The following is a 24,645-nucleotide window of genomic DNA, read 5'->3' as shown; positions in this document are numbered from 1 at the left end:
CCGGGGGAAGACCTGTCCCGGTGAGGGGAGGTGGGGTTGGGTATGATGCGCGGCGTGCGGCTGCTGCTGCTTTCCGATATTCACGCGAACATCACGGCCCTGGAGGCCGTCCTGAAGGATGCCGGCACGCGGCGTTTCGATCAGGTGGTGTGCCTGGGCGACGCGGTCGGGTACGGGTCCCACGCGAACGAGGTGCTGGACGTGCTGCGGGACCTGGACCCGGTGTGCATCCAGGGCAACCACGAGCACATGCTGCTGGGCCTGGCGGGCGGCGCGGACTCCGGCCGGCAGAGCGTGGTGTACGCCGCGCTGCGCGCGCAGCTGGAGCGGCTCACCCCGGCGCACCTGGAGTGGCTGCGGCTGTGGCGCGACGGTGTGGACGACCCGGAGGTCGGCGCGCGTTACCGGCACGGCACGCCCCTGAGCCTGGACGACTACACCGACAGCGTCACCGCGGCCCGGGAGGCGTTCCAGGGCTGGCAGGGGCGGCTGGGGTTCGTGGGGCACACGCACACCCCGGCGGTGTTCGCCACGCTGAACGCCCCGGTCGGGGAGTGGATCAAGTCGCAGACCTTCGCGGAGGGCGGCAGTTACCTGGTGCCGCCGACCGCGCGGGTGATCCTGAACCCGGGCAGCGTGGGGCAGCCGCGGGACGGGAATCCGCAGGCGAGTTACGGGGTGTACGACACGGCCCGTAACCACTTCGAGGTGGTGCGCGTGACGTATGACGTGGAACGGGCGGGCGCCCTGATCCGGGAGGCGGGCCTGCCGGAAGTCCTGGCGGCGCGCCTGACGCTGGGCAAATGACGGACCCGGCCTCGCCGCTGGGCGGTCTGCCGGCCCTGTCGGCCGCGACCCTGCACGGCCCGCTGCTGGAGCAGACGGGGGCGTTTCGCGGCAATGCCCTGCTGCTGACCGGCCCGGCCCGGGTGGGGCGGCGGGCGCTGGCACTGGCGGTCGCGGCGCAGCACAACTGTTCCGGGGTGCGCGGCATGTACGGCGAGGCGTGCGGCACCTGCCCGTCGTGCCGGGCGCTGGCGGCGGGCGGGCACCCGGACGTGCTGCTGGTGGAGCCGCGCGCCACAACCACCACCGGGAAGGCCGCGCGGCGCAGGATCATCCCCATCGGGGCGGTGCTGGAGGGGCGGGACAAGGGCCGCGACTACGAGGTGCACGTCTACGAGTTCCTGGAGGTCCGCCCGACCTTCCGGCGGCGGGTGGTGGTGGTGAACGGCGCGGAGTTCCTCGGGCAGGAGGCCGCGAACGCGCTGCTGAAACTGGTGGAGGAACCGCCGCACGGGGCGCTGTTCGTGTTCATCGCGGAGGACGTGCGGTCGGTGCTGCCGACCATCGTGAGCCGCAGCGGGCGCCTGAGCGTCCCGCCGGTCGCGGACCGGGCGCTGGAGTTCGCGCTGGCGCAGGCCGGCGTGAGTCCGGACCCGGACCTGGTGGCGTTCGCGGCGGGGCGCGCGGGCGTGCTGGCCGAGCACGTCACTGTCCTGGCAGCCCTGGCGGGCGCGGCGGACTTCACCCGCGCGCTGGAGGAGGGCCTGCTGTCCGCGCTGGACGCCGCCTCCGCGCTGGAGAAGCACTGGGACGCGGCGTGGCACCCGGAGACGCTGCGCTTCGCGTGGCGGCACCTGCCGCCGCCGGCCCGCGCCCGGGCGGACACGGCGCTGGAAGCCCTTCAGGAGGCGCTGGAGGCGTACGCGAACCCGGCCCTGAGTTTTCAGGTGTTCGCGCTGCGGCTCCGGGAGGCGCTGGGGTCCGCCTGAGGGCGCGGCTCTACACTGCGCGTCATGGTGAAACCGTTTGATCACGGGCCGGTGCGGGTGTGGTCCCTGCCCACCGGGCCCTTGCAGGAAAACGCGGTGCTGGTGGCGGGAGCGCAGGGGCAGGGCTTCCTGTTCGACCCGGGCGACGACGCCGAACGGATCCTGGCACTGGTGCGGGACGCCGGGGTGAGCGTGCAGGCGATCCTGCTCACGCACGCGCACTTCGATCACATCGGCGCGGTACAGGCCACCCGCGAGGCGCTGGGCGTGCCTGTGCACCTGCATCCGGCGGACCTGCCGCTGTACCGGCTGGGGCAGGCGAGCGCGGCGCGCTGGAACCTGCCGTTCGTGCAGCCCGCCGACCCGGAGCATGCCCTGAGGCAGGACCAGACCCTCACGGCCGGGGACCTGAGCCTGCGGGTGCGGGAGCTGCCGGGGCACGCGCCGGGGCATGTGGTGTTCCTGGGGCCCGGGTTCGTGATCGCCGGGGACACGCTGTTCCAGGGCGGGATCGGGCGCACGGACCTGCCGGGCGGCGACCACCCGCAGCTGATCGCGGGCCTGGAACGGGAACTGCTGTCCCTGCCGGACGACGTGAGCGTGTACCCGGGGCACGGGCCGCGCACCACGGTGGGCTTCGAGCGCCGCACGAACCCCTTCCTGCGCTGAGGGCATGACAGGTGGCCCGGGGAGCGTCCCCGGGCCACGTGCCTAGTCCTGGTTCAGAAGCCGCTGACGTTCAGGCGGCCGCCGGTAACCGTCTTGCCGTTCAGGCTGTTGGTGGCGACCACGCTGCCCAGGATCGCGTCGCGGATCTGCTTGGCGGTCGCGCCGGGGTGGCTGGCGGCGTACAGGGCCGCGCCGCCCGTCACGTGCGGGGTGGCCATGCTGGTGCCGTTGTAGCTGCTGTAGCCGTTGTAGGGCACGCTGCTCATGATCGCCACGCCGGGCGCGCCGAGGTCCACGCTCTTGGCGCCGTACTGGCTGAAGCTGGCGAGCGCGCCGGCCTTGTCGATGGCGGCGACCGCGATCACGCTGTCGTACCCGGCGGAGGAGGAGGAGGTGTCGTAGTTGCTGGGGTAGCTGGCGGTGGTGTCGTTGTTCGTGCCGCTGTTGCCGGCCGCGGCGATGAACAGGATGTTCGCCTTTGCGGCGCGCACGACCGCGTCGTACAGCGCCTGGCTGTACCCGCCGCCGCCCCAGCTGTTGTTCGTGGCGACGATGTTCATCCCGTGGCGGGTTTTCAGGTCGGTGAAGTAGTCCACGGCCTTGATGGCGTTGGCGGTGGTGCCGCCGCGGCGGCCCAGGAACTTGCCGCTGATGAATGTGACGTTGTGGTTCACGCCGACCACGCCGCCGTCGTTGGCGGTGCCGCCGATGGTTCCGGCGACGTGGGTGCCGTGGCTGTCCTGGCTGCCGCGGGTGCCGCCGTCGTAGACGCTGTTGTCGCCGTTGGCGAAGTCCCAGCCGCGGGTGTCGTCCACGTAGCCGTTGCCGTCGTCGTCCACGCCGTTGACGGGGTCGTAGGGGTTGGTCCAGGCGTTGTTCTTCAGGTCGGGGTGGTCGAACTGGTAGCCCTCGTCGATGATCCCGACGTACACGCCGTCACTGCCGACGTTCCCGCGCGCCCAGGCCTCGGCGGCCTGGCTGCCGTACGCGTTGGCGGGGCTGCTGGCGTCGCCGTACATGCCCCACAGGGTGCCGTTCGTGAAGTAGCTGTCGCTGGCGGTGGCCTGGTGGTGGTACACCCAGTTGGGTTCCGCGAAGCGCACCATGCCGCTGGCCTGCAGCTGCCCGATCTTCGCCTGCACGCTGGCACCGTCGCTGATCTGCATGCGCAGCAGGGGCGCGCCGTTCGTGACCGCCAGGGTTTCCAGGGACTGCACGCCCAGCCCGCTCAGCGCCGTGAGGCCCTGGGCGCTCAGGCCGCTCTGCAGCTGCACGAGCACCTCGCCTTCCACGAATTCGGGCGTGGCGGGGCTCACCGCGGCGGGTTCACCGGCCGGGATCTGCGCTTCGGCCGCGGGGGTGCTGTTCTGGCCGCAGGCGGCAAGGGTCAGGGCGAGGGTCATCAGGGCGGCGAGACGGGCTGGGTTCATGGATCCTCCTGGGACACTTCCGGGCGCGGCCCGGGGCGGCAGAGATGACTGAACGGTCCGGCCCCGGGGCGGGGTCGGCGGTGCCGGTACTGGTTTTCGCAGTTCGGGAACTGTACCGGGCGCCCGGCCGCCGATGATGTGAAGGGGTTCGCATTGAGGTTTAATCCGGCCTTAGTCTCGTCTGTTCATCTGGCCGCCCACTGCCCGGGGCACTGAGGCGCCTGGGGTAGGCTGGGGGCAGGCCGTGCCGGCCTCCTGGACCCTGATGACTGACCCTGCCGCCTTTCCCGTCACGCCTCCGGCCAGTCCGCCCGCGCCGCTGCCGGCGGTCACGGAGGCCAGTTACAGCACGAACACCGCCAACGCCCTGATTCACCTGTACCGGGCCGAGGTCGGGAAGATGACCGCGTACCGGCAGCGGCTGGACATGACCACCAACTGGTCGGTGGTGACGACCGCCGGTCTGGCGAGTTTCGCGCTGGGGGACGTGAACAACAGCCACGCGACGTTCCTGTTCGCGATGTTCATGAACTACTTCTTCCTGCGGCTGGAAGCGCGGCGGTTCCGGACCTTCGAGATCGCGCACCACCGCGTGCGGATCATGGAGCGCTTCTTCTACCCGGCCATGCTGGGTGACCGGGTGGACGCCAACTGGCACCAGCTGCTGCTGGCGGAACTGGCCAAGCCGCGCAGCCCCATGAGCCGCGCGGACGCGCTGGGCTGGCGCCTGGGCCGCAATTACCTGTGGATCTACACGGCGGTGCTGGTGGCGTGGCTGGCGAAACTGGACCTCGCACAGCCCAAGGGCTGGGTGCTGAGCTTCCCGGAGGCATTCACGCTGGCCGACATCGGCAGTTTCCCCGGGTGGCTGGTGGCGCTGGGCGTGGCCCTGTTCTACCTGCACCTGATCTGGCTGGCGGTGCGGGCGTTCCGCACCTACCCTCTGGAAGAAGGCTGAGAAGCGGCCTGGAAGAAAAGTGCGGGCAGGGGATGGTCCCCTGCCCGCACTCCTGTGTGCCCTGGCGCCTAGCGGCGGCCGCCCTGGCGGGGCGCGCTCTTTTTCACGCCGGCGTAGCGGTGGCGTTCCTTGCGGCGCTCGGCGCTGCTCAGGGTCTGTGCCTTGCCGGGCGCGGCGCCGCGCGGGGCGGGGCGGACGAACATGTCGTTCATGCTGAGCAGCTTCGCGGCCGGGATGTACAGGATCAGCACGAAGATCAGGCTGCCCCACCACGTCTCCAGGTAGGGTTTCAGCGGCGTCATCTGCAGCAGGGACGACAGGACCGTGGCGATCACCGCGAAGATCAGGATGCGCGCCAGCAGTTTCAGCAGCTTGCCCGTGGTGAAGCCCGGCGTGGGGTCCGGGCGGGTCAGCCAGTGCCAGGGGTTCACGCGCCCTCCCCCGCCCCGCCCTCACCCAGGGTCACGCGGTCCCGGAAGGCCTCCAGCGCCGTGAAATCGGTCTGGTCGGCGTCCAGTTCGAGCACCAGGGTGGGTTTGTGCTGCCGCGCGGCCAGGCGGTCCAGGGCGGCGTGGGTGGCGCCGTCCCGGGCGGAGGTCACGAACAGCAGGCCCCGCACGCCGCCCTTCCCGGACAGCAGCGACGCCGCGCCGAACAGTTCCCGTTCGCCGGCCGTGGGGGCAGGCTGCTCCATGCGCTCGGCGCGTTTCATCACGTCGCCGTGCGGCAGGTCCGGGCTGTACACGGCGTGCAGGCCCAGGCGGTCCAGTTCGGCGCGCAGCGGGGCGCTCAGGTGCGGCTCGGCCAGCAGGGCGCGCGGGCCGATGACGGCCACCGTGGCCCGCCCGGCGCGGCTGAGCATGGGCATCTCCTCGCGCGGGGAGGCGAGCAGCCGCGCGCGTTCCAGCGCGAGCCTGACCCGCCCACCGTTCTGCGAGAGGCGCAGCCCGACCTCGGCGGCGGCGTTCTCCAGGTCCGGCGGGCCGTCCGGAACCGGGATCAGCAGCGGCAGGCCGCTGATGCGCCGGGGCAGCAGTTCCGTCAGGGCCTCGCTCCAGGCGTCGCCGTTCACGGCGCTCCAGCGGGGCACGAGCACGGCGTCCACGCGGCCCAGGCCCAGGATGCGGCCCAGGGCGAGCTGCACGTTCACGCTCTCGCCCGGCAGGCTGTCCCGGCCGACCTGCAGGGCCTCGGCGTCGGGCAGGGTGGGCGTGACGAGGTCCACGCCGAGTTCTTTCAGGTACGCCTTCCAGTACGCGCCGAGGCGCGCGGCGTCAGAGTGCAGCAGTCCGACCTTCACCTTCACAGTCTACAGAGCAAACCCTCCCGCGCCGCCGGATCGGGCCGATCGCCCCGGGGGGCGGTGCATGAATGCTGCGTCAGGTTCCGCTGATCGTGCGCCGCGGGACGCGGGGTAGGCTGCGCGCATGTCAAGTGTGCGGGCGGGTGTGGTGCTGGGCGCGGTGCTGGTGCTGGGCGGGGCGGGAGCGCAGTCGAACGACGCGGCGATGAACGCGAAGATCGCGCGCCTGAGCGGTCCCCTGAGTGCCCTGGTGGTGGAGGTGCACCAGAAGCTGTACGCGGCGGCCACGACCGGCGACGCCGCGCCGCTGCGGCAGAGCTGCGCGGCCTGGACGGCGGACGTGAAGACCTTCGATCCGCTGTTCACGGCGGAGTACACGGCGTTCTTGACGCCGCTGAACTGGGCGACCGCGACCCGCACCTACGAGTGGCTCACGAACGTCACGCACCTGGCGATGGACCTCAAGGTCGTCGTGGGGGCGGTGTGCGGCACGAACGCGCCCACCCGGGCGGAACTGCTCTCGGCGTACGCGGTGGCGTCGAACGCCAGCGCGCTGAACCGGCAGATGGCCCTGCAGCTGCAGACCACGAAGTAACCCTGGGTCGAGCACCGGGCGCCGGCCCGCGTGGCAGGATGCGGGGCGTGAAGACAACGTATCCGGCGTCGCCCAGGGGCGACCATGTGGATGTGTACCTGGACGCCTCCGGCGCCGAGGTGCGGGTGGCCGACCCCTACCGCTGGCTGGAGGACCCCGACAGCCCCGAGACGCGCGCCTGGGTGCAGGCGCAGAGGGTCCTGACCGAGGCGCACCTGACGGACCTCCCGGAGCGCCACGCCTACCGCGCGCGCATCCGGGAACTGTGGGACGCGCCGGCCGAGGGCGCGCCCTGGCAGCGCGGCGGGCAGTACTTCCGGCAGGTCAACCCGGGGCTGCTCAACCAGCCCCTGTTGCAGGTGGCCCCCTCGCCGCGCGGGCCGTGGCGCACGCTGCTGGACCCGAACGCCCTGAGCGCGGACGGCACGGTGGCGCTGGCCGGCACGTCGGTGAGCCCGCAGGGCCGGCTGCTGGCGTACGGCACGCAGAGCGCCGGCAGCGACTGGGTGACGTGGCGCGTCCGGGACGTGGAGAGCGGCGAGGACCGGCCGGACACCCTGGAGTGGAGCAAGTTCGGCGGGGCGGCGTGGCTGCCGGACGAGTCCGGGTTCTACTACGCGGCGTACGACGCGCCGGCCTCCGGCGGGGCGCTGACCGGCACCAACCGCAACCAGCGCCTGATGCTGCACCGCGTGGGCACCCCCCAGGCGCAGGACGAGGTGGCCCTTCAGCGGCCGGACGAACCGGACTGGGGCTTCCGCGCCCGCGTGACGAACGACGGCGAGTACCTCGTCATTCACGTGTGGAAGGGCACCGCGCGGAAAAATCAGGTGTGGGTCCGGCCGCTGGGCCGCGCCGAAGCCTTCCGGGAACTGGTGGGCGACTTCCGCGCGGCCTTCGAGGTGCTGGGCAATGACGGCCCCCTCTTCTACCTGCACACGGACGAGGGCGCCCCGCGCGGGAAGGTCATCACCTGGGACCTCACGACCGGGGAGCGCCGCGACCTCGTGCCGGAAGGGCCGGACGCCGTGGAGCAGAGCGCGTTGGTGCCCGGCGGGCTGCTGCTCCTGACCCTGCGGGACGCCAGCCACCGCCTGACCCTGCACGACCGCACGGGCGCGAAGGTCCGTGACCTTCCCCTGCCCGGCCCCGGCGCGGTGGAGACCCTGCACACCCAGCCGGACGACCCGGAGGTGTTCCTGACCTTCACGTCCTTCCTGACCCGCCCGGCCCCCTACCGCCTGGACGTGACCGGCGGCAGCCTGGAACCCCTGAGTACGGAGATTCCCGCCTTCGACGCCTCGAAGTTCGAGGTGACGCAGGAGTTCGCGGTCAGCCACGACGGCACCCGCGTGCCCATGTTCATCGTGGCGCCGCGCGGCCTGAAGCGGGACGGCACGAATCCCACCCTGCTGTACGGGTACGGCGGGTTCAACAACGCCCTGAAACCCGCCTTCAACGCGGCGCGGCTCGCCTGGGTGGAACGCGGCGGGGTGTTCGTGCAGGCGAACCTGCGCGGCGGCGGCGAGTACGGCAAGGACTGGCACGAGGCCGGCACCCTGGAGCGCAAACAGAACGTCTTCGACGACTTCATCGCCTGCGCCGAGCACCTGATCCGCACGGGCGTCACCGCGCCCGCGCACCTGGGCATTCACGGGCGCAGCAACGGCGGGCTGCTGGTGGGCGCCTGCATGACCCAGCGCCCGGACCTGTTCGGCGCGGCGATCCCGCAGGTGGGCGTGCTGGACATGCTGCGCTACCACCAGTTCACCATCGGGTGGGCGTGGGCCAGCGACTACGGCCGCAGCGACGACCCGGCCATGCTGGGGCACCTGCTCGCCTACTCCCCGCTGCACGCCCTGAAGGCGGCGGCCTACCCGCCCACCCTGATCGTCACCGGCGACCACGACGACCGCGTGGTGCCCGGCCACTCCTTCAAGTTCGGCGCGCAGCTTCAGCACGTGCAGCAGGGCGACTCGCCCACGCTGCTTCGCCTGGAAACGCGCGGCGGGCACGGCGCGGGCAAACCCACGGCGCTGCTGATCGACGAGTGGGCCGACATCCTCGCCTTCCTGGAGCACCACCTGCGCTGAAAGGACCCCGCCGGACTGCTCAGGCCTGCAGCAGCGGTCCGGCGACCCGCAGCCATTCCCGGGCGATCAGGTGGTGCCCGGCCCGGGTGGGATGCACCTCGTCCGCGGACCACCACACCGGCGGGGACACCCGCATCACCCGGTCGAAGGCCGGCTGCAGCTCCACCAGGGCGGCGCCCAGCTCCTGCGCCACCTCGGCCACCAGCGCCGCGCGGCGCACCACCTGCACGCGCATCTCATCCCGGCGGTCCGGTTCGACCATGAAGGGCGCCACCAGCACCAGCGTGCGGTCCGGCGCCTGCACGGCGCGCAGCAGGGCCGTGAGCGTCTCCCGGAACTCGTCCTCCGGCACCGCCTCGTGCGCGCGGGTACCGAACGCGCGCCACACGTCGTTCACGCCGATCTTCACGCTCAGCAGGTCGGGGTCCAGGTCCAGCACGTCCACCTGCCAGCGCCGCGCCAGGTCACGCACGGTGTCGCCGCTCACGCCGCGGTTCAGCACTTCCGGCGCGTGCGCCGGGTCGCGGCACAGCAGTTCCTCCCGGATGCGGGCCACGTACCCGTGCCCGAGGCCGTCCGGGTCGTCGCGGCGGCCCACGTCCGTGATGCTGTCCCCGATGAACAGGGCGCGCAGGGGTTCGGTGGGCAGGTGCACGGCCATGCCCGCGTGATACCGCGCCCGGCGGGCCGCTGTCAAAACGCCGCCCTGGGCAGGGGGCTGGCACCGGTTGACAGGACCGCCCGAACTGAGTAAATTAACTGAGCCTGAAACGCGCCCCCCGGGGCGTAACCAATCCAGTGTGCCGAGGTGGCGGAATTGGTAGACGCACTAGTTTCAGGGACTAGCGCCGCGAGGTGTGTGGGTTCAAATCCCATCCTCGGCACCACAAAGACCCCCAGTCGCGAGGCTGGGGGTTCTTGCTGTTCCTGCCGGCGCAGCGCATGCTGGGGGCACTTCCTTACAGAAACGCCGGAGGTTCGCCATGCCCGCCAAGTCCCTGATCCCTGCCGTCCTGGTCCTGGGCACGCTGCTGGCCTACCCCACTCCGGTTCCCCTGGGCACAGCCACCGCCCGGACGATCCAGGGAAATTCGGTCTTCCAGCTCAAGGCGTTCCTACGCGTCCGGGGGCCGGTCCGGCAGCTCTCGGAGGCGAACACCCTGCTTGTCCTCGCCAATGCCGGGGCGGCGCCCATCCCCATCACGCTCGGCTGCATGACGGTCCGGTACAGGGTCTTCGAGGCCGGAACGCCCAACGAGGTCACGCACTACGACGCCCGGTTGGCCTGCGCTGGCGGCGACCGCGAGTTCTTCCTCCAGCCCGGACGGGCCCTGAACGCCACATCCCTCTCCCTCCTCCCGGACGTGGCGGGCCTCCCCGCCGGGAATTACCGGCTGGAGGCTTCCCTCCGGGCCTACGGCCAGACCGGGCCGTTCCTGGCCGAAACGGTGTTCGTTAAGGCGCCCTGACCCGGCGTTTTGCGGCGATCACGTTCTCGTAGACGCGTTCCAGGGCGGCGGCGCGGGTGGTGAGGTCGTACTGGGTGGCGCTGCGCCGGGCGGCGTCCTGCAGGGCGGGCAGGCGGGCGGGGTGCAGGAGTTCCAGCAGGCCCTCGGAGAGTGCCTCGGGCGTGGCGGGGCGCACGGTGCCGTTCACGCCTTCCTCGATGAGGTCCAGCGCGGCGGGGCTCTGCGCGGCGACCAGGGGGGTGCCGGCGGCGAGGGCCTCGATCATGCTCATGGGGAGGACCTCGCTGGTGCTGGCGGTGAGGAACACGTCGGCGGCGGCGAGCAGTTCGGGCACGCGGGCGTAGGGCACCGGGCCGGTGAAGGTCACGCCCTCGGGCGTGCCGGCCTGGGCCTGCGCGTCGGCGCGGCTGGGGCCGTCCCCCACGACCAGCAGCCGCAGTTCCGGGCGGGTGGCGCGCGCCTGACTGAACGCGCGGAGCATCACGCTCAGGTTCTTCTCCGGGGCGAGGCGGCCCAGGTAAGTGACGAGGGGCACGTCGGCGGGAATGTGGTACTCGCGGCGCACGGCGGCCCCGCCGGCGGCCTGGAAGCTGCCGAGGTCCACGGGGTTGGGCATCAGGTCCACGGCGCCGGCGTACCCGTAGGCGCGCAGCATGTCCACCATGGCGCGGCCCGGGGCGAGCACGCGGTCCACGCGGCGCGCGAAGGCCGCGACGTGCGGGCGGACCACGGCGCGGCTGACGCGGCGGGGCACAGGCGCGTAGTGCAGGTACTGCTCGTACTGCGTGTGGGCGGTGTACACGACAGGCGCGCCGGACACCCGCGCCCACTTCAGCGCGAGCTGCCCGGCGAGAAAGGGGTGCATGGTGTGCAGCACGTCCAGGTCCCGCAGGGGAAGCCGCGCGGTGAGGCGGGGGCCGGGAGCGAGCATCACGGGGTAGTCGGCCGGGCCGCCCAGCGCGCGGGCGCCCACGAAGGAGGTGTTCAGGCGGTACACGCCCTGCTCGCCGGGGGCCAGCTGAGGGTGGCGGGGCGCGAAGATGCGGACCTCGTGCCCGCGCTCCCGCAGGCCCCGGGCGAACAGGGCGGTGCTGGTCGCCACCCCGTTCCGGGACGGCAGGTAGGTGGCGGTCACGATCCCGATGCGCACAGTGCCGGCAGTCTACCCCTGGCCCGGGCCGGGGCGGGGCCCGGCGGTAAGCTGGGGGCATGAGTGCCCGTCCCCTGATCATTCCGTGCGTGGACATCCAGTCCGGCCGCGCCGTGCGCCTGTACGAGGGCGACCCGGACCGCGAGACGGTGTACTTCGAGTCGCCGCTGGACGCCGCGCGTCACTGGGTGCGGCTGGGCGCGGGACTGGTGCACCTGGTGGACCTGGACGCCGCGACCGGGCGGGGGGAGAACCGCGCGGTGATCGCCCTGATCGCGCAGGAACTGGGCGTGCCGGTGGAGGTGGGGGGCGGCATCCGCTCCCGGGAGGCGGCCGAGGAGTTGCTGCGCCTGGGGGTGCAGCGGGTGGTGATCGGCACGGCGGCGGTGAAGCACCCGGAGCTGGTGGGGGAACTCATCGCCGCGCACGGCCCGGAGCGGGTGGTGGTGAGCCTGGACGCGCGCCGCAGCGAGCAGGGCGTGCTGGACGTCGCCACGCACGGATGGGCGCAGGGCAGCGGCATTCACGTGGCGGACCTGACGCCGGCCCTGGCGGACGCGGGCCTGGAGACGCTGATCTTCACGGACGTGAGCCGGGACGGCACCCTGAAGGGCCTGGACCGGGACCTGATGCGGCAGGTGCGGCAGCTATGGGTAAACACCCTGATCGTGGGGGGCGGCGTGGCCGACGTGCAGGACGTGCACCTACTGGAGGACGAGCGGATCGAGGGGGCGATCGTGGGCCGCGCGATCTACGAGGGCACCCTGCCGTACCCGGTGCCGCAGTAACGCTCAGCTGCGGGTGGGGTAACTGGCGCGGACGGTCTGCCGGATGGCTTCCTGCACGCCGCCGGAGGCGTAGCCGAGCACGCGGCGGCTTTCCTGAACGTCGGGGTACAGTGCGCGGTACATGATGTCGGCGGCCAGGGTGTCCGGGTTCAGGCCGGACTCCTGGCCCTGGGCGCGGTGCCGGCGGCCTTCGGCCTGCAGGTTCAGGCGGGTGAGGAATTCGGGCACGTGCAGCACGCGTGGCGGGACGCCCAGCTCCGAGCGGATCAGGCCGATCAGGTCGGTCCAGGTCATGTTCACGTCCCCGACCGGGTAGTGCGCGCCGTGCGGGCCGTGCAGGGCGGCACCCACCGCTGCCTGCGCGAGTTGCGTGGTGGTCATGACGACGCTCCCGCCTTTCGGGTACAGCGCCACGCGGCCGCCCCGCACCCGGTCGAACAGCACCGCCTTCCAGAAGGGCTCCCGGCCCGGCGTGACGCCGAACACGTACGGGATTTCCAGAATGACGACGTCCATGCGGGGCGCGGCCCCCGGCTCCTGCCCGGCCTGAATGGCGCGCCGGGCCTGTTCCACGCGGGCCTGCACGTAGGGGTGGCGGGCGGCGAGGCCCCAGGCGGGCTGCAGCCGGTCGAAGGTCGCGAAGTACGACCCGAACACCACGGCCTTCCTCACGCCGGCCTGCCGGGCCAGGGTGAGGAGCCGCGCGGTCCGGTCGGCGAGTTCCCGGCGGAAGTAGGTTAGGGCGGGCGCCGGGGGGGTGACGCGGTCGTCGGGGCCCAGGGCGTAGATCAGGACGTCCATGCCGCGCAGCACGGCCAGCAGGTCCTCGTCGCTGGCGTCCGAGAGGTTCAGGGCGTGCTGGTGCACCCCCTTGTCGAACTCCGCGTCAATACGGGCGGGGCGGCTGGAGACGCTGTGCACCTCGTGGCCGCCCCGCAGGAATTCCAGGGCCGTTGGGTAGCCGAGCATGCCCGTCCCGCCGAGAATCAGGACCTTCATCGCCCGGCACTGTAGCGGACGCGGCGGCCGCCAGCCTCAGCGTTTGCGGCCGTTCAGGCCCACCAGTTTCAGGATCAGCAGGGACGGGATGGCCAGCGCGGCGCTCACCAGGTTCCACACCGCGCCGCCCAGACTGGGCAGCAGGGAGGGGTTCGCGGCGCGCGCCCGCGCCCGCTCGCGGCGCTCCTGGCGGGTGGGCAGGCGCGGCACGGGCAGGCCCAGCACCCGGCCGCGGCTGTCCCGGACGGGTTCGTCCGCCTGCGCGGCCGCGCGGCGTTCCTGCTCGCTGGGTTCGGTGGGAATCTGCGCGCCACGCTGGGCCAGGGCCTGCTTCTTCGCCACGTTCGCGGCCCCGCCGGCGTGCGAGCCGTACTTCTGCGAGTACACCCAGGTGACCTCCGCGCCGAAGAAGAAGATCATGCCGCTGTAGTAGATCCACACCAGCAGCGCGAACAGCGCCGCGGACGCCCCGAAGGCGCTGCCGGGCGCGGTGCGGCCCAGGTAGATGCTGATCAGGACCTGCCCCACGCTGAACAGCAGGGCGGTGACGGCCGCGCCCACCCAGGTTTCCCGCCACTCCAGCTTGATGGTGGGCAGGAACTTGAAGATGAACGCAAACACCGGCGTGAGGAACAGCGTGGAGACCAGCAGGCTCACCAGCCGCACGAAGAAGGCGCCCGCGCCGAAGCGGTCGCCCAGGTCCGAGGCGATGGACGACAGGTACGTGTTCACGCCCAGGAAGGTGATGAGGATCGCGCCGATGAACAGGATCATCAGGAACGCCACCGCGCGGGTCTTCACCATCTGCGCCAGGGTCTGCTTGGGGGGCGGGTCGGCGCCCCACATGCTGTTCAGGGTGTCCTGCAGCTGCACGAACAGCCCCGTGGCCCCCAGGAAGAGGGTCACGAAGCCGACCAGGCTGGCGATCAATGTGCCCTTGTTCAGGGCGTCGCCCTTGGGAATCAGGCCCTGCAGGGTGGTGGCGGCCTGCGGGCCGAGCGCCTGCGTGACCGTGCCGTTCGGCCCGAACAGCCCCTGCAGCGTGCTGGGGTCGGTGAGGAAGCGGCCCAGCAGCGCCACCGCCAGCACCAGCAGCGGCGAAAGGCTGAGCATGGCGTAGAACGCGATCGCCGCCGAGAGCCGGGGGGCCTTGTCCTGCCCGAAGGCCAGCGCGGCGTCTTTCAGCATGGTGAAGATGTCCCCGATCCCCATCGGGCGGGGCGCGGCGGTCGGCGCGGGCACACGGGTCATGCTGCGCAGTGTAGGGAACGGGCCTCCCCGCTGAAATCGGCCCGCATTGAGAGAACCTGCACGTCAGGGCAGGCCCGGCCATGCAGGTTCAGGGACGGGCGCCTACTTCAGCTGTTCACGCAGGAAGGTCATCAGCCCGCGGATGTGCTCCCGGTCGAAGCGGAACTCCACGCCGGCAGCGCGGTACAGGTCCGGAACGGGCGAGGCGTTCCCCAGGCGCAGCGCGGCCTTGTACCGGTCCAGGGCGCCCTGCGGGTCCTGCCGGGCCTCGCGCCAGATGCCGACCGCGGCGAGGTAACACATGGCGTACTCGATGTAATAGAAGGGAATGTGGAAGATGTGGTAGTACTGCCACCCCTTCGCGCGGACCGTCTCGTCCAGGCCGCTCCAGTCGATGAACGGGTGGAAGGTCCGGTCCAGTTCCAGCCACTTGGCGTCCAGGTCGGCCACCGTGATCTGCTCCGGGGCCTGGGCGTACAGCCAGTGCTGGAAGGCGTCCATCTGCGCCGCCCAGGGCAGGAACGCGATCACGCTTTCGAGCTGCTTGGTGCGGTAGCGGGACAGTTCGTCCGGCCCGAACACGTGGTTCAGGTGGTCCAGGGTCAGGAATTCCATGGCCATGCTGGGAATCTCCACGAACTCGATGGGGCTCCAGCGGTTCCACACCTGTGCCTGCGCGTCGCCGCTGTAAAAGCCGTGGAAGGCGTGCCCGACCTCGTGGAACAGCACCCGCACGTCCTCGGCGGTGCCGACCACGTTCATCAGCACGAAGGGCTCGTTGCTGGTGGGGAAGTACGCGCAGTAGGCGTGGCTCATCTTGCCCGGGCGGGACTCCAGGTCCAGCAGGCCGTGCTCCCGCATGTGCCGGAACCGGGCGGCGAGGTCGGCGTCCAGGCCGGCGAAGGCCGTCTGCGCGAGCTCCTCCAGCTGCGCGCCGGTCGTGAAGGGCTTCAGGCTCTCGCGGCCCTCGGCGTCCAGCAGGTTGTTGCGGTTGTAATCCCAGGGGCGGATGCTGTCCAGGCCGAGCTTCCCGGCCAGGTCGCGCATCATGGCGGTGGTGAGGGGCACGGCCTCGTCCCGCACCGCGGCGTGGAAGGCCTCGCAGTCCGCGGGGGTGTAGTCCACGCGGTCCAGCTGCTTCCAGCGGTAGCTGCGGTAATCGGGTTCGTCGGCGTTTTTCGCCATCTGGCGCCGGGTGCCGATCAGGTCCAGCATCACGGCGTCCAGCTCACCGGCGACCGCCATGTTGCTGTCCTGCCAGGCCCGCCAGGCGGCCTCGCGCTGCGCGCGGTCCGGGCTGTCCAGGCGCTGCTTGACCTGCGGGATGGTGAGGTCCTGCCCGTCCAGCGTGACCTTCTGGTTCCCGGTGATCACCGAGTGCCGGCTGGACTGCTCGTTTTCCGTGACGCTGAGGTCCACGTTCGCTTCCCGGAACAGCGCAGCGGCGTCCCGGAAGCGGCGGTAGTTCAGCGCGAAGTCCGGCGCGGGTGCGTAGCCGGGCACCGCCAGCAGCTTCTCGGTCAGGGCCTGCTCCATGCGCGTGGCGGGCGGCAGCACCTGCGCCACGTAGTCCTGGTACCGCTGCTGGATGGTGTCGTCGTCGGTGTGCAGGTCCTTGTGGATGCTCAGGCGGGCGGACACGTCGCCCAGCTGGGCCTGCAGGGCGCTCCAGCGGTCCAGCCAGGCGGGCACGTCCGCGGCCGTCAGGTCCTGCGCGAGCAGCGCCTCGAAGTCCGGGCGGTAGGTGTCCCAGGTGAGGTGTTCCGGCGCGACCTGCAATCGGGCTTCCACGGCGTCCAGTGGGGTGGTCATATGCCGGCGAGTCTAGTGCCGCCCCGCGCGGGGGCACTAGGCCACTTCGCTTACCGGCCCGCAGCAAGCAGCAAGCAGCCGGGGGCGGGCGTTCAGGCCTGCGCTTCCCCGGAGGGGACGGGCGCGGCGCCCGCCTGCAGGGCGCGGTGGCGCTCGGCGAGTTTCGCCGGTTCGAACAGGCTGGCGTCCGCGCCGTAGCGGGCCTTCACGGCGCGCTGCACCAGCGAGATCGCCAGCCACACCCCGATCAGGCTGATCACCATGCCGGGCACGCGCATGATGGCGTTCACCTGCGCCACCTGCGCGTTGAAGTCGTCGGTGCCGAACTTCGCCACGACCCGCTCGTAGTTCACGTAGCTGTTAATCACGCCCTGCACCAGTTCCATCACCGCGAACAGCAGAGTCGCCCCGACCAGCCCGCGGTGGACCACTGGGTCGCGCAGCGCGGTGGTCGTAGCCTGCCGGTCGGCGTCGGACTCGCCGATGGTGGTGGCGTCCAGAAGCACCCGGAACAGCGGCACGGCCGTCAGGGTACTTAGGGCGAACAGCAGGGCTGTGAGGTAAAGCCGGGCACTGTCCAGGATGGCGTACGGCAGTCCGTCTACCTCCCAGTGAGCAATGCCCAGAGCGAGGGCACCCGACGCAATGGCCCCGGCCCCCCCAATCATCGCCACAGGGCTCAGGGTGCGGTGGCGCATGAGGTCCCACGCCACGTAAGCGATAGGAATCGCCGCAGAAAGCAGGAATGCACGGACATTGCCGTCCTTACCACCGCCCAGCAGGCTCGCCACGCCGATGCCCTCGCCCAGCAGGTTGGGGCTGAGAATCGCGATGGGAATTGCCGCGGTAAAGATCAGGTCCCAGACGGTCTTGGGAATGCGGGCGCGGGGCTTGGCGGGGGTGGGGGTCGGCGCGGTCACAGGCGTTCAGGGTACGTCAGGCGCGCGTGAGGACGCTACGGCCGGGGGGTGAGGGTGGCCTGCACGAAACGTTCCCGGTCGGTCAGGTCGGCGTGCAGGCAGGCGGACCAGCCGGCCGCGCGAAGTTCGGCGGCCAGGGTGGGGGCGTTGCGGGGGTCGAGTTCCAGCCACAGCGTCCCGCCGGGCGTCAGGCGCTCCCGGGCCTGCATGCACAGCCGCCGGGGCAGGTCCAGGCCGTCCGGGCCGGAGTACAGGGCCAGGGGCGGGTCGTGCTGCACTTCCGGGTCGGCGGTGAGGACGTCCGCGTCTGGGAGGTACGGGGGGTTGCTGAGGATCAGGTCGAAGGGCCCGGGAACGCCGGTGAGCAGGTCGGCCTGCACGAGGGTCACGTCCAGGCCGTTGCGCCCGGCGTTCTCGCGGGCCAGGGCGAGCGCGTCGGCGCTCAGGTCGGTGGCGGTCACGTGGGCGTCGGGCCGGGCGGCCTTCACGCCCAGGGCCAGGGCGCCGGTGCCGGTGCCGACGTCCAACACGCGGGGGGCGGGCACGCCTCGCAGGCCCTGCAGCGCGAGGTGCAGCAGCCACTCGGTTTCCGGGCGGGGAATCAGGGCGCGGGCGTCGGTGGACAGCCGCAGGCCTCCCCAGTCCACCTCGCCCAGCAGGTGCTGGAGGGGTTCGCGGGCCTCGCGGCGGGCGAGCAGCTCGGCGAGGCGGGGCGCGGCCTTGTCGGGCAGGGGCTCGTGGCTGCGCAGGATCAGCGCGGAGGCGGGGGCGCCGAGCACGTGCAGCAGCAGGGCGCGGGCGTCCACGCCGGGGGAGGCCACGCCCGCGGCCTGGAGGCGGGTTTCGGCGTGGCGCAGCCACTCACGCAGGGTCATCGTCGCTCCAGAAGAAAAGGCCAGGGGACGCGCCCCCGGCCTGCGCGGGCCCGCTTACCCGTGGCGGGGGCGGATGATCAGGCGGCGGGCGGCGCCCTCGCCGACGGATTCGGTCATCACGTCCGGGTGTTCTTTCAGGGTGATGTGCAGGATGCGGCGCTCGGAGGCGGGCATGGGCTGCATCTCGTGCGGTTCGCCGCTTTTGGCGACCTGCACGGCGAGCCGTTCGGCGAGTTTGGCGAGGGTGTCGGCCTGCCGGCGGCGGAAGCCGCCGATGTCGATGCGCACGCGCTGTTCGCTGCGGCCCTCGGTCTTGGCGAGCACGGTGTAGGCGAGCACCTCCAGCGCGCCGAGGGTGCGGCCGTCGCGGCCGGCGAGGCGGGCGGCGTTCTCGCCGGTGATGTCGGCTTCCAGGGCGTCCTCGGCCTCGCGCACGGTGACGGCGAGGGTGGGGTCGATGCGGGCGATGACGCCCTGCAGGAAGCGTTCCAGGACAACGCTGGGTTCCTCGTGCGGGTGACTCAGGGCCGGGCTGATGGCCGGCGCCTGGGGGTCCGGGGCGGGTGGGGGGACGCTTTCGGCTTCGTCGGCGTCACTGATGCCCAGCCCCGCGAGGTAATCGTCGAGGTTCGTGCGGTTGTCCATGCCCTGCAGTCTACCCCGGGCGTCTGGGACCGTTCCCTGCCCTGCTGGGGGGCCGGGGCGGGGGTGGTGCCGCGCCAGGGAGTTAAGTTTTTGCCAATGGAAAACCTGAGCGTAATGCACTCAAGTCTATTGACACTGAAAAACTGTGGGGCTATGATGCTTCTCGCTTCAAGACTGCTGTCCACACGGCCGGCAGATCCCGCACAAGCAAGACACTCACACAAACAGCACTCAAGGAGTCAACTCATGGCTAAAGCTGTCGGTATCGACCTGGGCACCACCAACTCCGTCATCGCCGTCATGGAAGGCGGCCGTCCCGACGTCATCGTCAACGCCGAAGGCGGGCGCACCACCCCCTCCGTCGTCGCCTACAAGGGCGAGGAACGCCTCGTCGGGCAGATCGCCCGCCGCCAGGCCGCCCTGAACCCCGCCTCCACCCTGTTCGAGGTCAAGCGCTTCATCGGCCGCCGCTGGGACGAGGTCAAGGAAGAAGCCGCCCGCAGCCCCTTCACCGTGAAAGAAGGCCCCGGCGGCAGCGTGCGCATCACCGTGGACGGCAAGGACCTCGCCCCCGAGCAGGTCAGCGCCGAAGTGCTGCGCAAACTCGTGCAGGACGCCAGCGCCAAACTCGGCCAGAAGATCACCGACGCCGTGATCACCGTGCCCGCGTACTTCGACAACTCCCAGCGCGAGGCCACCAAGCAGGCCGGCGAGATCGCGGGCCTGAACGTGCTGCGCGTCATCAACGAGCCCACCGCTGCCGCGCTCGCCTACGGCCTGGAGCGCAAGGGCAACGAGACCGTGCTCGTCTTCGACCTGGGGGGCGGCACCTTCGACGTGACCATCCTGGAACTCGGGGACGGCGTGTTCGAAGTGAAATCCACCGCCGGCGACACCCACCTGGGCGGCGCGGACTTCGACCACCGCATCGTGGACTGGCTGGCCGGCGAGTTTCAGAAGGAACACAGCTTCGACCTGCGCAAGGACAAGCAGGCCCTGCAGCGCCTGATCGAAGCGGCCGAAAAGGCCAAGATCGACCTGTCCAACGCGTCTGAAACGACCATCAGTCTGCCTTTCATCACCTTCGACCCGGAAACCCGCACCCCCATGCACCTGGAGCGGACCCTGACCCGCGCGAAGTTCGAGGAACTCACCGCCGACCTGCTGCGCCGCGTACGCAAACCCGTCGAGCAGGCCCTCTCGGACGCCAAGCTGGACGCCAGCAAGATCGACGAAGTGATCCTGGTGGGCGGCAGCACCCGCATCCCGGCCGTCAAGCGCATCGTGCAGGAGATCACCAACAAGACCCCCAACGAGAGCGTGAACCCCGACGAGGCCGTGGCCCTCGGCGCCGCCGTGCAGGCCGGCATCATCCAGGGCGACAGCGCGCTGGGCGACATCGTGCTGGTGGACGTCACGCCGCTGACCCTGGGCGTGGAGGTCAAGGGCGGCATGATCGCCCCCATGATCACCCGTAACACCACCGTGCCCGCCAAGAAAACCGAGATCTACACCACCGCCGAGAACAACCAGCCGGGCGTGGAGATCAACGTGCTGCAGGGCGAGCGCCCCATGGCGAGCGACAACAAGTCCCTGGGCCGCTTCAAGCTTGAGGGCATCCCGCCCATGCGTGCCGGGCAGCCCCAGATCGAAGTGACCTTCGACATCGACGCCAACGGCATCCTGCACGTGACCGCCAAGGAAAAACAGAGCGGCAAGGAATCCAGCATCCGCATCGAGAACACCACCACCCTCGACAAGAGCGACGTGGAACGCATGGTGCAGGAAGCCGAGCAGAACGCCGCCGCCGACAAGGCCCGCAAGGAACGCGTCGAGAAGCGCAACAACCTCGACTCCCTGCGCGTGCAGGCCCTCGCGCAGATCGAGGAGAACGAAGGCGCCGCCCAGGACGTCAAGGACCGCCTCAAGGCCGCCGCAGATGAGGCCGAGGAAGCCGTGCGCGCCGACGACGACGCGAAGATCGACGCCGCGCAGAAGAAACTGGAAGAGGAACTGCGCGCCTTCATGACCGCCGCCCAGCAGGGCCAGGCCCAGCCGCAGGCGGACGCCGGCACCGGCAGCGCGCCCAAGGCCGACGACGACGTGATCGACGCGGACTTCAAGCCCGCCGAGTAACGGCCCCGCACGTCCCCTCACGCCCACCACCACCCACCCGCAGGGGAGAGGACGGCCCGACAGGCCCCTCTCCCCTATCCTTGAACGAATGTTCCGCAAGAGAGGTCCGCGCATGAACGACGATCAGAACAAGACCGGCCCGCAGGACGCCGACACCACCCCCGACACCGAGAACATCAAGTTCGACGCCAGCCCCGAAACCGAAACCGACAACATGCAGGAAGACGCCGAAACGGCCAGTTTCCCCGAGATGGACGAGAACATGCTGGGCCAGGTGCAGGAGATGATGGACAAACTCCAGCGCGCCGAGGACCTGGAAAAGGAAAACGCCGACCTGAAACTCAAGCTCGGCCGGCTCGCGTCGGACTTCGAGGGCTACCGCACCCGCACCCAGCAGGACGTCGCCGCCGCGCAGGGCCAGGGCGTGAGCAAGGCCGCCGAGGCCCTGATGCCCGTGTACGACGACCTGGACCGCGCCCTGAGCATGGGCGGCGAGGACCCCGCCAAACTCATCCCCGGCATTCAGGCGGTGCAGAGCAAGGTCCTGAGCGTGTTCGCCGGCCTGGGCCTGGAAGCCACCGGCCGGGAAGGCGAGGTGTTCGACCCGCAGTGGCACGAGGCCATTCAGGTCGTGCCCGGCGACGAGAACGACCTGATCGTCACCGTGTACCAGCTCGGCTTCCGCATGGGAGACCGCCTGGTGCGCCCGGCCCGCGTCGTCGTCAGCCGGAAGGGGTAAGCCCCCGTGACCCGCGATCCCCTGCACGGCGTGACCCTGGAACGCCTCGTTCAGCACCTGCACGCGGAGTACGGCTGGGACGAACTCGCGCGCCGGGTGCCCGTGAAGTGCTTCCAGAGCAACCCCAGCGTGAACAGCAGCCTGAAATTCCTGCGCAAGGAAGCCTGGGCGCGCGCGCAGGTGGAAGGCGAGTACGTGAAGCTGCTGCACCGCGAGGACGCCAACCCCGTCATCGACGCGGTCAAGCGCGGGCAAGCGGTCCCGGCCAATGTGAGCCAGACGAAACTGCACGCCGCGCTCGGCTGGATGCTGCGCCACGTGCCGCAGAACGCCGAGACGCTGCGGCTGTACTTCCTGCCGGTGCTCGCGCAGGTGCAGGACGTGAACTTCTGGCCGGACGAGGCGCGCATGCCCCTGCTGAACCTCGCCATCGAGCACTCCAGCCTGGGCGAGGGCGACTACGACCCGGGCCTCATCCCGGCCCTGCTGGACCGCGGCGCCGACCCCAACGACGCGCGCTACTGGCTGCCACTGCTGCACACCGTGGACGTCGAGGGCCTCGCCTACCGGCAACGGACCCGGGCGCCGCGCACCGACCTGCTGGACCTGCTGCTCGCCCGCGGCGCGGACCCCACCCGCGCCGACCCGCGCGGCCACACCGCCCACAGCATCGCCGAGGCGTACGGCCTGAAAGCCGCGCTGCACAAACTCCCGGCCCGCTCCTGATTCCTCTTCCCCGCACCCCCTGACGGAGGTTCCCGCATGGCTTACAAGGACTACTACGAGGTGCTGGGCGTCTCCCGGGGCGCCTCCGACGCCGACATCAAGAGCGCCTACCGCAAGCTCGCCAAGCAGTACCACCCGGACAAGAACGCCGGGGACGAGAAGGCCGCCGAGAAGTTCAAGGACATCGGCGAGGCGTACGCGGTCCTGAACGACCCGGAAAAACGCAAGGTGTACGACCAGTTCGGCCACACCGGGCACGTGCCCCCCGGGTACGAGGGCGGCTTCCAGGGCGGGGACTTCGGCGGATTCGACGGCTCGCAGTTCAGCGACTTCTTCCAGGGCCTGTTCGGGCAGGCCGGCCCGGGCGGCCGCGGCGGCGCGGGCGGCGGGTTCCGCAGCCCCGGCGGGCAGCAGATCAACATCGAGGACCTGCTGGGCGGCCTGGGCGGCGCCGGGCAGTCCCGCCGGTTCGTGCAGAACGTCGAGGGCGAACTGCAGGTCACGCTGGAAGAAGCCTACGCCGGGTCCGACGAGGTCATCAACGTGGACGGCAAACGCCTCTCCCTGCGCGTTCCGGCCGGGACGCGGGACGGCGCGCGGCTGCGGCTGGCCGGCCAGGGCCCCGGCGGCGGGGACGTGCTCCTCAACATCCGCGTGCTCGAAGACGCCCGCTTCGAACTGGACGGTGACGACCTGACCACCACCGTGGACGTGCCCGCCCCGGTGGCCGCGCTGGGCGGGGACGTGAAGGTCAGAACGCTCAGCGGCACCACCGGGCACCTGACCGTCCCGCCCGGCAGCAGCAGCGGCCGCAAGATGCGCCTGCGCGGGCAGGGCTGGCCGAAACGCGGCGGCGGCCACGGCGACCTGTACGTGAAACTGAACCTGACCGTACCGAAGCACCCCACCGAGCAGGAAAAGGACCTGTACCGCCAGCTGCGCGAATTGCAGCACTGACCGGACGAAAAGTGCTGAGCCGCGAGGAATCACCCCCGCGGCCCAGCACTTTATGCGTCTCAGCCGAGTGGGTCGGTCCGGGCTGGCGTCCAGCCGTGCCCGCCGCAGACACACTGAGCCTGTGGCGTGTCCTGCACGCGACCGCAGCTCAGGCACGCCACGGCACCGGCAAACCCGGCCGGCGCCAGGGGAGGCGCCTCCACGTCCCAGGGCGGCACGATCGGCAGGCCGGGCACAGGCGGCGCCTCCTTATCGCGCAGGAAGAAGGACAGCTGCCCGTTCTGCTCGAAGTACGCGCGCTGCACCTGCCCCAGCTGCCGCACGTCCCGGGTGCGCACCGTCTCGAACAGGTCCTCCCGGCTGAGCTTCGCCCGCTCCAGGCCATCGAGCTGAATCACGCCGTCCCGCACGAGTTCTACCGGCACGCCCTCCACGAAGGTCTCCACCCGCTCACTGTGAATCACCAGGTGCGCCAGCAGCCGCTGCAAGCCCACCACCAGGGCCAGCACCAGCATGGCGTGCACCAGCGGCACGTCCGGGTAGAACATCGGGTCCCCTGCCGCCGACCCCAGCCCGATCACGATCGCCAGTTCCAGCGGACTGAGCTGCGCCAGACCGCGCTTCCCGCTGATGCGCAGCAGGAAGACCAGCCACAGGAAGATCACCGACGTGCGGAACACGATCTCCAGCAGGAACAGCGGGTCGATGTCGCCCAGGAAGATGCGCTGCCAGTCGAAGGGCTGGACGTCCTGCGACCCGGCGCTCATGGGCGCTCCCCGCACACAGGGCTCGGATGAACCTTCATGCCGAGCACTGTATATGGCTGAGCCCGCTGGAGATCACACATAAAGAAACGCCCCGGAATCAGGGCGCTTCCTCTTCATTGTGAGCAGGACACCGGTCCGTCAGCCGGGCTTGCTGATGCCCTCCAGCGCCTTCTGGTCCGCATTCCCGCTCGTGCGGTTGGACAGGTCGGCCAGACTCACGATCCCGCCGATCTTCCCGGTCTGGCTGTCCGTCACCGGCAGACGGCGCAGCTGCCGCTCCGCCATGGCCTTCGCGGCGTCCTGCACGCTGGTGCTGCACGGCAGGGTGAACACGTCCTTCGTGGCGTACGTGCTCACCGGCGTGTTCACGTCCTGCCCATCCGCCACTGCGCGGATCACGATGTCGCGGTCCGTGATGATCCCGGTGAGCTGATCCCCATCCATGATCAGGACATTGCCGATGTCGTCGGCCTTCATGCGCTGCGCCACCTCCCGCAGGGTCGCCTTGCCGTCCACGGTCGTCAGGTCCTTCGTCATGATGTCTTTCAGGGTGGTCATGCCCCCACGCTACCCACCCGGCTTGAGGCC

25 protein-coding genes and 1 tRNA gene are annotated in these 24,645 nt (G+C 70.9%); 13 read left to right on the top strand and 13 right to left on the bottom strand.

What is annotated here, in order from left to right:
* Window positions 1-45 precede the first annotated feature (45 nt).
* The 3 genes from DFI_RS01220 to DFI_RS01210 are packed head-to-tail and all read left to right on the top strand — an operon-like array spanning window position 46 to window position 2,444.
* Entirely contained in the window at window positions 46-807 is a 762-nt protein-coding gene (locus DFI_RS01220) for a metallophosphoesterase family protein (protein ID WP_027463566.1), read from the top strand.
* Entirely contained in the window at window positions 804-1,775 is a 972-nt protein-coding gene (locus DFI_RS01215; protein ID WP_027463567.1) for a DNA polymerase III subunit delta', read from the top strand. The genes DFI_RS01220 and DFI_RS01215 overlap by 4 nt, the downstream gene beginning before the upstream one ends.
* A gap of 24 nt (window positions 1,776-1,799) precedes the next feature.
* A complete protein-coding gene (locus DFI_RS01210; protein ID WP_027463568.1) occupies window positions 1,800-2,444 on the top strand; it encodes an MBL fold metallo-hydrolase in 645 nt (214 codons plus the stop codon).
* 53 nt (window positions 2,445-2,497) lie between these two features.
* Here DFI_RS01210 and DFI_RS01205 read toward each other — a convergent pair whose 3' ends face one another.
* Window positions 2,498-3,874, bottom strand: coding sequence for a S8 family peptidase (locus DFI_RS01205; RefSeq protein ID WP_027463569.1), 1,377 nt, complete (start codon window positions 3,872-3,874; stop codon window positions 2,498-2,500).
* Window positions 3,875-4,139: 265 nt separating this feature from the next.
* On the opposite strand from DFI_RS01205, the gene DFI_RS01200 reads away from it, so the two are divergent.
* Entirely contained in the window at window positions 4,140-4,832 is a 693-nt protein-coding gene (locus DFI_RS01200) for a DUF2270 domain-containing protein (RefSeq protein ID WP_051138506.1), read from the top strand.
* A gap of 68 nt (window positions 4,833-4,900) precedes the next feature.
* Here the strand turns inward: DFI_RS01200 and DFI_RS01195 are convergent, their stop codons facing one another.
* Complete coding sequence (locus DFI_RS01195) at window positions 4,901-5,263, bottom strand: hypothetical protein (protein WP_027463571.1); 363 nt, start codon at window positions 5,261-5,263, stop codon at window positions 4,901-4,903.
* The gene (locus DFI_RS01190; protein WP_027463572.1) at window positions 5,260-6,132 is read right to left on the bottom strand and encodes a hypothetical protein; all 873 of its coding nucleotides are present in this window, start codon (window positions 6,130-6,132) and stop codon (window positions 5,260-5,262) included. Before DFI_RS01190 ends, DFI_RS01195 begins: the two co-directional genes overlap by 4 nt.
* A gap of 127 nt (window positions 6,133-6,259) precedes the next feature.
* On the opposite strand from DFI_RS01190, the gene DFI_RS01185 reads away from it, so the two are divergent.
* Window positions 6,260-6,730 carry a hypothetical protein gene (locus DFI_RS01185; RefSeq protein WP_155864567.1) on the top strand — a complete coding sequence of 157 codons (471 nt, stop codon included), beginning with the start codon at window positions 6,260-6,262 and terminating at the stop codon, window positions 6,728-6,730.
* A gap of 38 nt (window positions 6,731-6,768) precedes the next feature.
* Window positions 6,769-8,823: a prolyl oligopeptidase family serine peptidase gene (locus DFI_RS01180; protein WP_162145425.1), complete on the top strand. Its 2,055-nt coding sequence runs from the start codon at window positions 6,769-6,771 to the stop codon at window positions 8,821-8,823.
* 19 nt (window positions 8,824-8,842) lie between these two features.
* Here the strand turns inward: DFI_RS01180 and DFI_RS01175 are convergent, their stop codons facing one another.
* The gene (locus tag DFI_RS01175; protein ID WP_043778754.1) at window positions 8,843-9,484 is read right to left on the bottom strand and encodes a GDSL-type esterase/lipase family protein; all 642 of its coding nucleotides are present in this window, start codon (window positions 9,482-9,484) and stop codon (window positions 8,843-8,845) included.
* Window positions 9,485-9,625: 141 nt separating this feature from the next.
* Between DFI_RS01175 and DFI_RS01170 the strand changes: the two genes are divergently transcribed.
* Both DFI_RS01170 and DFI_RS01165 read left to right on the top strand, forming a co-directional pair.
* Window positions 9,626-9,710: transfer RNA gene (locus tag DFI_RS01170), tRNA-Leu, on the top strand.
* Between the two features lie 96 nt (window positions 9,711-9,806).
* Window positions 9,807-10,292, top strand: a complete 486-nt coding sequence (locus DFI_RS01165; RefSeq protein ID WP_027463576.1) for a hypothetical protein — start codon at window positions 9,807-9,809, stop codon at window positions 10,290-10,292.
* Here the strand turns inward: DFI_RS01165 and DFI_RS01160 are convergent.
* Complete coding sequence (locus DFI_RS01160) at window positions 10,279-11,442, bottom strand: glycosyltransferase family 4 protein (protein WP_027463577.1); 1,164 nt, start codon at window positions 11,440-11,442, stop codon at window positions 10,279-10,281. The genes DFI_RS01165 and DFI_RS01160 overlap by 14 nt on opposite strands.
* Before the next feature lie 59 nt (window positions 11,443-11,501).
* Between DFI_RS01160 and hisA the strand changes: the two genes are divergently transcribed.
* Complete coding sequence (hisA, locus tag DFI_RS01155) at window positions 11,502-12,230, top strand: 1-(5-phosphoribosyl)-5-[(5-phosphoribosylamino)methylideneamino]imidazole-4-carboxamide isomerase (RefSeq protein ID WP_027463578.1); 729 nt, start codon at window positions 11,502-11,504, stop codon at window positions 12,228-12,230.
* A 3-nt stretch (window positions 12,231-12,233) separates the two neighbouring features.
* Here the strand turns inward: hisA and DFI_RS01150 are convergent, their stop codons facing one another.
* The 6 genes from DFI_RS01150 to DFI_RS01125 all read right to left on the bottom strand — a co-directional run bounded on the left by DFI_RS01150 (window position 12,234) and on the right by DFI_RS01125 (window position 18,732).
* Window positions 12,234-13,229: an NAD-dependent epimerase/dehydratase family protein gene (locus DFI_RS01150; protein WP_027463579.1), complete on the bottom strand. Its 996-nt coding sequence runs from the start codon at window positions 13,227-13,229 to the stop codon at window positions 12,234-12,236.
* 36 nt (window positions 13,230-13,265) lie between these two features.
* Window positions 13,266-14,480, bottom strand: coding sequence for a YihY/virulence factor BrkB family protein (locus DFI_RS01145; RefSeq protein WP_244940291.1), 1,215 nt, complete (start codon window positions 14,478-14,480; stop codon window positions 13,266-13,268).
* Window positions 14,481-14,582: 102 nt separating this feature from the next.
* A complete protein-coding gene (locus DFI_RS01140; RefSeq protein ID WP_027463581.1) occupies window positions 14,583-16,292 on the bottom strand; it encodes a M3 family oligoendopeptidase in 1,710 nt (569 codons plus the stop codon).
* A gap of 92 nt (window positions 16,293-16,384) precedes the next feature.
* The gene (locus tag DFI_RS01135) at window positions 16,385-17,212 is read right to left on the bottom strand and encodes a VC0807 family protein (RefSeq protein ID WP_027463582.1); all 828 of its coding nucleotides are present in this window, start codon (window positions 17,210-17,212) and stop codon (window positions 16,385-16,387) included.
* A 35-nt stretch (window positions 17,213-17,247) separates the two neighbouring features.
* On the bottom strand, window positions 17,248-18,087 hold the full coding sequence (gene prmC / locus DFI_RS01130; protein ID WP_027463583.1) for a peptide chain release factor N(5)-glutamine methyltransferase: 840 nt from the start codon (window positions 18,085-18,087) through the stop codon (window positions 17,248-17,250).
* 54 nt (window positions 18,088-18,141) lie between these two features.
* Window positions 18,142-18,732, bottom strand: coding sequence for a Jag family protein (locus DFI_RS01125; RefSeq protein WP_022800536.1), 591 nt, complete (start codon window positions 18,730-18,732; stop codon window positions 18,142-18,144).
* Window positions 18,733-18,978: 246 nt separating this feature from the next.
* Between DFI_RS01125 and dnaK the strand changes: the two genes are divergently transcribed.
* The 4 genes from dnaK to DFI_RS01105 all read left to right on the top strand — a co-directional run bounded on the left by dnaK (window position 18,979) and on the right by DFI_RS01105 (window position 23,290).
* Window positions 18,979-20,868 carry a molecular chaperone DnaK gene (gene dnaK / locus DFI_RS01120; RefSeq protein ID WP_027463584.1) on the top strand — a complete coding sequence of 630 codons (1,890 nt, stop codon included), beginning with the start codon at window positions 18,979-18,981 and terminating at the stop codon, window positions 20,866-20,868.
* Window positions 20,869-20,956: 88 nt separating this feature from the next.
* Window positions 20,957-21,607, top strand: a complete 651-nt coding sequence (locus DFI_RS01115; RefSeq protein WP_027463585.1) for a nucleotide exchange factor GrpE — start codon at window positions 20,957-20,959, stop codon at window positions 21,605-21,607.
* A 6-nt stretch (window positions 21,608-21,613) separates the two neighbouring features.
* A complete protein-coding gene (locus DFI_RS01110) occupies window positions 21,614-22,333 on the top strand; it encodes a VF530 family DNA-binding protein (RefSeq protein ID WP_043778760.1) in 720 nt (239 codons plus the stop codon).
* 36 nt (window positions 22,334-22,369) lie between these two features.
* A complete protein-coding gene (locus DFI_RS01105) occupies window positions 22,370-23,290 on the top strand; it encodes a DnaJ C-terminal domain-containing protein (RefSeq protein WP_027463586.1) in 921 nt (306 codons plus the stop codon).
* 59 nt (window positions 23,291-23,349) lie between these two features.
* Here the strand turns inward: DFI_RS01105 and DFI_RS01100 are convergent, their stop codons facing one another.
* Window positions 23,350-24,057, bottom strand: a complete 708-nt coding sequence (locus tag DFI_RS01100; protein ID WP_043778762.1) for a DUF421 domain-containing protein — start codon at window positions 24,055-24,057, stop codon at window positions 23,350-23,352.
* Window positions 24,058-24,195: 138 nt separating this feature from the next.
* Window positions 24,196-24,615 (bottom strand): CBS domain-containing protein, encoded by a 420-nt coding sequence (locus DFI_RS01095; RefSeq protein ID WP_022800542.1) that lies wholly within the window; start codon window positions 24,613-24,615, stop codon window positions 24,196-24,198.
* Between the last annotated feature and the right edge of the window lie 30 nt (window positions 24,616-24,645).

This window comes from Deinococcus ficus, assembly GCF_003444775.1.
Lineage (GTDB): Bacteria > Deinococcota > Deinococci > Deinococcales > Deinococcaceae > Deinococcus > Deinococcus ficus.
This window is presented reverse-complemented; position numbering and strand designations above follow the sequence as displayed.